8 protein-coding genes and 1 pseudogene are annotated in these 7,876 nt (G+C 67.9%); 3 read left to right on the top strand and 6 right to left on the bottom strand.

Translation table 11 applies throughout. From position 1 onward, the window contains the following. The coding region (locus ACFV3R_RS31085) for an acyl-CoA dehydrogenase family protein (protein WP_385590041.1) at positions 1 to 94 on the top strand (94 nt) is incomplete at its 5' end. A gap of 61 nt (positions 95 to 155) precedes the next feature. Here the strand turns inward: ACFV3R_RS31085 and ACFV3R_RS31080 are convergent. Together ACFV3R_RS31080 and ACFV3R_RS31075 are read right to left on the bottom strand one after the other, a co-directional pair. Continuing rightward, the gene (locus ACFV3R_RS31080) at positions 156 to 1,529 is read right to left on the bottom strand and encodes a chloride channel protein (RefSeq protein ID WP_385590108.1); all 1,374 of its coding nucleotides are present in this window, start codon (positions 1,527 to 1,529) and stop codon (positions 156 to 158) included. Positions 1,530 to 1,698: 169 nt separating this feature from the next. Continuing rightward, positions 1,699 to 1,830: a hypothetical protein gene (locus ACFV3R_RS31075; RefSeq protein WP_385590106.1), complete on the bottom strand. Its 132-nt coding sequence runs from the start codon at positions 1,828 to 1,830 to the stop codon at positions 1,699 to 1,701. Positions 1,831 to 2,005: 175 nt separating this feature from the next. Here ACFV3R_RS31075 and ACFV3R_RS31070 point away from each other — a divergent pair. Further along, positions 2,006 to 2,935 (top strand): annotated as a pseudogene (locus ACFV3R_RS31070) (IS5 family transposase). A gap of 207 nt (positions 2,936 to 3,142) precedes the next feature. Here the strand turns inward: ACFV3R_RS31070 and ACFV3R_RS31065 are convergent. The 3 genes from ACFV3R_RS31065 to ACFV3R_RS31055 all read right to left on the bottom strand — a co-directional run bounded on the left by ACFV3R_RS31065 (position 3,143) and on the right by ACFV3R_RS31055 (position 6,186). After that, on the bottom strand, positions 3,143 to 4,258 hold the full coding sequence (locus ACFV3R_RS31065; RefSeq protein WP_385590104.1) for a hypothetical protein: 1,116 nt from the start codon (positions 4,256 to 4,258) through the stop codon (positions 3,143 to 3,145). A gap of 1,218 nt (positions 4,259 to 5,476) precedes the next feature. Next, positions 5,477 to 5,854 carry a hypothetical protein gene (locus ACFV3R_RS31060; RefSeq protein ID WP_385590102.1) on the bottom strand — a complete coding sequence of 126 codons (378 nt, stop codon included), beginning with the start codon at positions 5,852 to 5,854 and terminating at the stop codon, positions 5,477 to 5,479. Next, entirely contained in the window at positions 5,851 to 6,186 is a 336-nt protein-coding gene (locus ACFV3R_RS31055; protein ID WP_385590100.1) for a DUF6233 domain-containing protein, read from the bottom strand. The genes ACFV3R_RS31060 and ACFV3R_RS31055 overlap by 4 nt, the downstream gene beginning before the upstream one ends. On the opposite strand from ACFV3R_RS31055, the gene ACFV3R_RS31050 reads away from it, so the two are divergent. Next, positions 6,083 to 6,514, top strand: a complete 432-nt coding sequence (locus tag ACFV3R_RS31050; protein WP_385590098.1) for a transposase — start codon at positions 6,083 to 6,085, stop codon at positions 6,512 to 6,514. The genes ACFV3R_RS31055 and ACFV3R_RS31050 overlap by 104 nt on opposite strands. On the opposite strand, the gene ACFV3R_RS31045 is transcribed toward ACFV3R_RS31050, so the two are convergent. After that, positions 6,511 to 7,797, bottom strand: a complete 1,287-nt coding sequence (locus ACFV3R_RS31045; protein WP_385590096.1) for an LCP family protein — start codon at positions 7,795 to 7,797, stop codon at positions 6,511 to 6,513. The genes ACFV3R_RS31050 and ACFV3R_RS31045 overlap by 4 nt on opposite strands. Positions 7,798 to 7,876 lie beyond the last annotated feature (79 nt).

Below are 7,876 nucleotides of genomic sequence, written 5' to 3'. Positions count from 1 at the left end.
GCTGGAGCGGATGATGCGGGACGCGAAGATCACCCAGATCTACGAGGGCACCAACCAGGTCCAGCGCATCGTCATGGCCCGCAACCTGCCGTAGCACCGAAGGCACCGCGGCAGCGGGTGCGGCCGGCAGCACGGGTGCGGCCGGCCGCACCCGTCTACGGCCCGGCGTCCCCGGCCGCCGTCCCCGCCCCCGCTGCCGCGGGCCGTCCCCCGGCCGGAGCCGCCGTGCGCCCCGCCAGCCACCGCGTCGTCGCGTACGAGACCACCACCGCCACGATCACCAGCGGTGTCAGCCGCAGCGCGCCGTGCCCCAGCAACAAGGTGGCCAGGAGTACCGAGGTCATCGGCAGCCCCAGCATCGCCACCGCCATGGCCCCGAGCCCCGTCGCGAACCCGGCCACCAGGGAGAGCCCCGGCAGGTGGGAGAGGGCCAGACCACCGGCCGCACCCAGGTACAGCGCGGGGAAGATCGGGCCGCCGCGCAGGCAGGCCAGGCAGGCGGCGTACGCGAGCCCCTTGCAGACCAGCAGCAGGAGCAGCTCGCCCACCGGGCGGGACTCCCCGTGGTCCAGCAGCGGGCCGAGCGCGGACTGACCGGAGTAGAGGACGTCCTCGAACGCCCCGCCCGACCCGGCCGTGTACAGCACCGCCAGCAGGCCCACCCCCACCGCGAGCAGCACGGTCGCCGGCACCCGGCGCGGCACCGTCCACGCCTGCGCCCGCAGCGCACACCACCTCACGCCCGCCCCCACCAGCGCACCCGCCAACCCCACCACCACCGCCCAGCCCAGCTCGGCCGCCGTCGGCGCACCCACCTTCGGCACGTCGTGCAGCGTCAGCGAGTAGGTGCCCAGGCCCGTCCACGAGCCCAGCCCGGTGAAGACCAGCGAGCCCACGCCCGCCGCCAGCAATCCGGGGACCAGCACCGCCCCCAGCGTGGCCCCGCCCACCCCGGCCACCTCCATCAGCAGGAACGCGCCCAGCAGCGGGGAGCCCAGCAGCGCGCTGATGGCCGCGAACGAACCGGCCGCCCCCACCAGTGCCCCCGCCTGCTCCGGCACCGGCCTCGGGGACAGCCGCAGCGAGGCCGCCGCCAGCCCACCGCCCAGCGCGATGAGCGGCGCCTCGGGACCGAGCACGGCGCCGAACACCAGCGTGGCCAGTGCCGCCGCCACCACCCCGGGCAGCGCGGCAGGCGACGGCGCCGTCCCGGCCGTGAACCCTGCCGTCGGCTCGTGGCCGCCGGTCCCCGGCAGGTACCGCACCGCGAGAGCCGTGAGCAGTCCGCCGACGGCCAGCAGCGGAACCGGCCACCACAGCGGAGTGGCACCGAAGCCCAGCGCCCGCGGCACGTCCTTGGCCAACCAGGGCTGCGCCTCGCCGACCAGGGCGAGGAACCCGTAGGCGACCGCGCTCACCGGAGCCCCGATCACGGCGGCCAGCACCAGCAACGCCAGGTAGCGGCGGCTCCCCACCAGCTCCGCCACCTCCGCGCCGCCGGCCGGGGCCGGTCCCGTCCCCTGTGCCATCGCCGCCTCCCGAACCGCGCCCTGACGGGCACACCGGCCGGTGCGCCCCGCGGGCACCCGTACCAGGGAGCGCGGCGGGTGATGCGCTGTGCGCGGCAGGTTCAGCAGGGCGGCGGCAGTCAGGACGGTGCAGAGGGGAGGAGCCGCACCTGCGGCGGGCGGGCACTCCTCACCGCGACGGCCACTGGGTGAGCGAGAAGTCCAGCAACGAGTCGTAACTCCTGGCGTCGGCCTTCGTCACCTCGGCGCGCACCAGCATCCCCTTGTCGGTGAGGACGCACAGGGAGGCCCCCTTCTCCATGCCTCCGTCGGGGGTCCCGCGACGACCGCGGGGCACCCCCTCGCCGGAGGTGCACCCGTGGTCACGGCGACGGTGGTTGGGCGACAGTGCACCGACCAGGCGTGCGACTGAGGGCTGTCCGGTCGATCATGTGACTGGTTCGCTCGTGGCTCGTTGCTCCCAGCATGGGGCGGGCCTGCGTGGTGATCTGTCGGATGCCGAGTGGGAACGGCTGCGGCCGTTCCTGTCGGTGAGCAACGGTCGTCGCGGTCTGTAGCGGGACCACCGGGAGGCGATCGACGGGAATCTGCACCGGGTGCGGACCGGGGCGCAGCGGCGGGTTCTACCGGAGCTGTTCGGGTCGTGGAAGACGGTCTACGAGCGCCGCCGGTTGTGGTCGGCGGACGGCACGTGAGAGAGCCTGCTGCAGCGTGTCCAGGCCGCAGCGGACGGGGCGGGTGACCTCGGCTGGGACGTCTCCGTCGATTCGACCAGTGTGCGCGCTCATCGGCAGGCGGCGGGGGCCCGCAAGGAACCACCATCTGCCCTGTCCTTCTCACTAGGGGGTAGGCGGCGGAACACCAGGCCGAACCTCCGTGGCAGAGCCTGGTCGCCCGCCTGGCGGAGGTGGTGCGGGAGGCGAGGGACCGGGCCGCTCGCGGGGCGGTTTCACCAGCAAGATCCACCTGAGTGCCGACGGATACTGCCGTCCGCTCTCCTTGCTGGTCACTGCCGGACGGCGGGGTGACTGGCCCCAGTTCAGGCCGGTGCTGGAGAAGATCCGCGTCCCTCGCCTCGGACCGGGTAGGCCCGGCAAGAAGCCCGACAGCGTCGCTGAGGACAAGGCGTACAGCAACCGTCCCTGCCGCGAATACCTGCGATGTCGGGGCATCCCGCACACGGTCCCGGAGAAGACCGCCAGCCAGGCCGCCCGCCTGCGCCAAGGCTCACACGGCGGACGGCCACCCGGCTTCGACGAAGACCGCTACAAGAGACGCAACACCGTCGAACGGGCCATCAACAAGCTCAAGAATCACCGAGCCGTGGCCCCCGCTACGACAAACGTGGCTGCGTCTTCCTCGGCACCGTCACCGCTGCAAGCCTCGTCATCTGGCTCCGCACATGATCGACCGGACAGCTCCTAGCGCAACGGGCGTACCGTCTTCAGCGCTGCAATGGCGGCTCGAACCGGTAGAAGGTGATAACTAGACACGCAATGGCGTATACGCTGAACGCGAAACAAGCACTCAGGAATACCCAGAGCGCTATCCTTGCTCCCCTATTGATGATCAGATCGCTTTCTGCTTGCGCGTCGAGACGCTGGGTCGCCCGGTCATAGCGTGGTGGTCGTCTGTTTAGATTTCCCTTGGACGTCGAAGTCGCGGGCAAGCCCAACAGTGTTGAGGTGCGCCAGGTCTGCTTGCTCCAAAGTGATCCCGAAGGGTCCGATTGCCTGCGACTGCGTCGTTCTGTGCTCGCTGGGTACACCCCAGTCGTAGCGTTTCTTGATCTCTGTGTGATAGGTGACTTTGTTTCCGTGCTTCTCTCCTACCATGCGATACTGAAAGTGATTCAGGGCGTAGTAATAATCGAGGCTTTTACCTCCGTCAGCCCTGTTGGGTGCCGTGCTTTGCCATTTGGTCGCGAATGGCCCGTCAGGGCGGTTTTTCACGTCTTCCTGGAGAGTTTTATCGGAGTCTCGTCTGAACTGTGGCACGTCCTGCAGCAAAACTTCCGGATCTATCTCGACAGGTTTACCCGTTCCATCCAAGTAGTGCTGCACGAGGTAAGCCGTATTCACCCACCCCCTTGCATTGGCGGCAGCCCCAACGGTACTTAGTTTATTGGCCGCCTTGCGGTCTTTTTCGTCAGGCTGGGCCGTGCCGAACTTTCGGTTCTCCGACTCGAAGTTGTGGGTGGTGCCAAATATCACCTTCAGGTTCTGTGTCATCCACTGGTCTTCTTCGTCCGCCTCCCGAATTACGCCTCTAGCGCGACGTTGCAGCTCCTCCGCCTTTTTCTTCATCATTTGGGCGTTGCGTCTGGATTCGGGATCGTCAGGGTCATACATGGTGGCCCATTGGACGGATCCATCGTCGTCGACGCGCATCCCGGATTCCACTGCTTCCTGCTGTATTTCGCGGGCCTTGGTTTGAATAGCACGGAAACTGGCGGCCCCAGACGCCCCGTTCACTTCTTCGTCGATGAACTTCCTCAGGCCCTTGACTTCTGCATTGAGCGCTTCGATGTCCATACTGATGCGATCGCAACATTGCCGCGCAGAAGTCGCGGCCTGCCCTCTCCACTTCTCCTCATGCAGGTCGGTCACGACTAGGTCGTGAAACATTTCTCCCACCATTTCTATACGGGAGTGAACGTCCTGCCAGCGCTTGGAGAAGAGGTCGAGACCATCGACATCGAGCGTCAGGATATGTGCGAACGTAACCATCTTCCCTCTTCAGCGAACGATAGATGTGAAGTCGGATTGAACGGTGGTCTCGTTCATCTCATATTCGTTAGCGCATTTACGGAAGTTGGTTGCAGCATTTTCTATGCGCTCACTGATGATTTTATTGAGTGCATCCCAGCGTCTCTGCATGTCATGGATGCCGCCCGCGAAGGACCATGCGCCATCTGCTTTGGCTACTGCTTCGTCAGCGCTGTGCCCTGCTGACCGTGCTGCGTGCAGGGCGTCTGAGCATGTCTCGCAAGACTCCGCCATAGCGCGGAGATGGTTGGGGCTGACCTCGACATCAGCGGCTGTGGAGGTAGTGGCATCGGGTAGAGCGACAGGTCTCACTGCTGGCTGCTCCAAAGGCAGCGGCCTCGACGTGTGCGCAAGTGGCAGACCAGTCGAGTCCGTTTCTCGGTCCTGCGATATCTCGGTTGCATCGACCACGGGCCGTGCGTAAGCGATCCTGGGATCAGGTCCCGTCATGTAGTCCCCCTACCCGTCTGTTGCACCGAGTGGCGCTTACGGTGATCTGAGCCGAATTGTCCGTCACCGTCTCCTCTAGGTCTCCCATCACCTTTCCATAAGGCCACCGCGGCCCTCACCCAGCCCGGGCGTATGCGACCTCGTGAAGCAGGCTCGAACCGGCGTCACCTTGTGCCATCGACTTTTTCGGCTGAACGGCAGCGGAGACGGGGCCGAAGCTGGCAAGCCCCTACGCTCCTGTCCCCTGCTGGGTCCTCACCACGGAAAGTGGTGCCGACCCAGCCGCTTTCATCGCCCTCCAGCCACACCCGGCCCCCCGCTGCGCGCTGCTGCCACCGGTGGACCACCCGTAGCCCGGCGGATGCTTGAGTCAGGTGCGCCCTCGGCGGGGCGGAGAGGTTGTGGCAGCCAAGCCAACCTGGTGCGCATCAAACAGCCAGCCGGGGGCTATCGGCACGCGTTCGAAACCACCACTTCAACCAGCGTCTCGCGGACATGCCAGGCCACCGCGCTCAGGCTGCCTCGAAGAGGCCTGGCCGGGTGGGCCCTGGCGCTCACCGCCGTTGATCGCGAGGCCTGAACCACTCCTGTGCAGCTAGCGGAATGCGGTGCGTTACCTGCCCGTGAGGCCGTGGTCGAACTGGAGTCGGCCGGAAGCGTCTGGAGCACGGCTGGTGGAGAGACCGCCCCGTCTGCTCCGGATGCGCGGCGACCTCACGCCCGAGATGCTCACCGGCACCGGATGACGGTCCCTTTCGAAAGGTTCAGCCCAGGACTCCGAGGAGGGTGTCGGGGCGGCACTGCGGGGCAGGTAAGCGCGCCCTGGGTCAGGGCGTGGAGCGCGCCGGTGCGGTCGATGCCGCACGAGCGCTTGCCACGGGTAAAGCAGTCGCCCGCGTGGATGCGGGAGGGGCGGTCGACCAGGTCGCTCTCGACCAGCCAGTCCGGTGCCGGCGGCCGGGCCGCCTCGCCGCGAGCCCCTTCGACCTGCCGCCGCTCCTCCTCGGCTGTCCAGTTGTCGAGTTGGGCCAGGTGCTGCTGGGTCAGGCGGCGGGGGAAGTGCAGCATCTCCAGGTGTGCGGGCGGGCGCTCGGCTGCAGGCTTCACGGCAGACCCCGGCTGGGCAGGGCGCGGTCGGGGCGGCAGGTCGGGCACAGTGCGGTGTCCGGGTCGGTGAGCGCGTCCACGGCCTGATGGCCGGTTAGCCAGGTCGGGAAGGTGTCGGCGGCGGCGCAGTCGCTGCGGTGGAGAAGGAGACGGCCTTCGGTGTCGCGGGCCAGGCCCAGCGGCTGCGCTCGGCCGGCGGGGCGTCGAGGAGGCTGTAGTCCTGGTTCGGTGGGGGCTGCACTAGCGGCCGGACGGCGGGGTGACTGGCCCCAGTTCAGGCCGGTGCTGGAGAAGATCCGCGTCCCTCGCCTCGGACCGGGTAGGCCCGGCAAGAAGCCCGACAGCGTCGCTGCGGACAAGGCGTACAGCAACCGTCCCTGTCGCGAATACCTGCGATGTCGGGGCATCCCGCACACGGTCCCGGAGAAGACCGCCAGCCAGGCCGCCCGCCTGCGCCAAGGCTCACACGGCGGACGGCCACCCGGCTTCGACGAAGACCGCTACAAGAGACGCAACACCGTCGAACGGGCCATCAACAAGCTCAAGAATCACCGAGCCGTGGCCCCCGCTACGACAAACGCGGCTGCGTCTTCCTCGGCACCGTCACCGCTGCAAGCCTCGTCATCTGGCTCCGCACATGATCGACCAGACAGCTCCTAGTTTCCGTAGCCGCCCTTCATCGTCACCTTCTGGTCGTTGTTGAGCTCGTTGACCAGCTCCTTGACCTTCGGCTTGTCCCAGTTCAGCGAGTTCTGGGGGGCCGGGGTCGTGGTCAGCGGCATGTTCATGGAGTGGCCGTCGCCGCCCATGACGCCCTTCATCGCGAAGAACATCTTCCCGAGGTCGAACAGGCTCATGTCCTTGTCGACCACGAGGGTGTCCAGACCGGCGCTCATCGTCGGGTACAGCTTGAACGGGTTGAGCACGGTGCTGGGGGTCGCCGTCTGCGAGGCGAGGGCCCCGAGGAACTTCTGCTGGTTCTTCGTGCGGTCCAGGTCGCTGCCGGGCAGCGCGTAGCGGGTACGGACGAAGGCGAGCGCCTGGGTGCCGTTCAGGGTCTGGGTGCCCGCCTTGAAGTCGGCGCCGGACTTCTCGTCGTGGAAGGCCTTGGGGATGTCCATCTCGACGCCGCCGACCGCGTCCACGATGCCCGCGAAGCCGGCGAAGCCGATCTCCACGTAGTGGTCGATGTGCAGACCGGTGTTGTACTCGATGGTCCGCGTCAGCAGCTCGGGGCCGTCCGTCGCGTACGAGGCGTTCAGCTTGGACCCGCCGGGGGACTGGTACATCTTCCCCGACTCCGAGCCCCGGAAGGACGGGATGGTCACCCAGGAGTCACGCGGCAGCGAGACGAGGGTGGGACCGTTGGAACCGTCGTGCAAGATCATCATCGAGTCGGTGCGCTTGCCCTCGGCCGACCCGGTGTGCAGGCTCTTCTTCTCCGCGGCGGACATGCCCTCGCGGCTGTCGGAACCGACGATGAGGTAGTTCGTGCCGTCGCCGGACGCCGGGCGGTCGATGACCTTGCTCAGGTCCACCTCGCGGCGCAGCTTGCCGTCGGCCCAGAAGTAGGTGCCCACGGAAGCGGCCACGACCACCACGATCAGCGCGATGACGATGAACTTGATCCGCCGGCCCCAGTTCGGCCTCGACCGCGGACCGCCACCGCCCCGTCCGCCGCCGTAGACCTCACCGGTGTTGTAACCGTCGCCCCCGCCGTCGTACCCCGGGGGCGGCGCCTGCGGCGGCACCGAGGGATGCCGGCGCGGGGAGAGGGAGGGCGGCAGCGGCGGCTCGGCGTAGGGCTCACCGGAACGCTGGGCCCCCGGTCCGGCGGGCCGCGTCACGTGCGGCATGGCACGCGCGCCCTCCGGTTCGGCGCCACTGCCGCGCCCGTACCGGTTCCTGTCGTCGGGGGACCATCCGTCCGGCCACTGAGTCATAAGGGGAAGTGTGCCTGCCGCCGCCTGCCGGGCGGTATGGGAGCGACAGGATCGCGGCGGGCCTGTTGCAGAGCTGATG

Source organism: Streptomyces sp. NPDC059740 (assembly GCF_042733155.1).
In the GTDB taxonomy this organism is placed as follows: domain Bacteria; phylum Actinomycetota; class Actinomycetes; order Streptomycetales; family Streptomycetaceae; genus Streptomyces.
The sequence above is the reverse complement of the archived record's forward strand: the minus strand, read 5'-3'. Positions and strand labels throughout refer to the sequence as shown.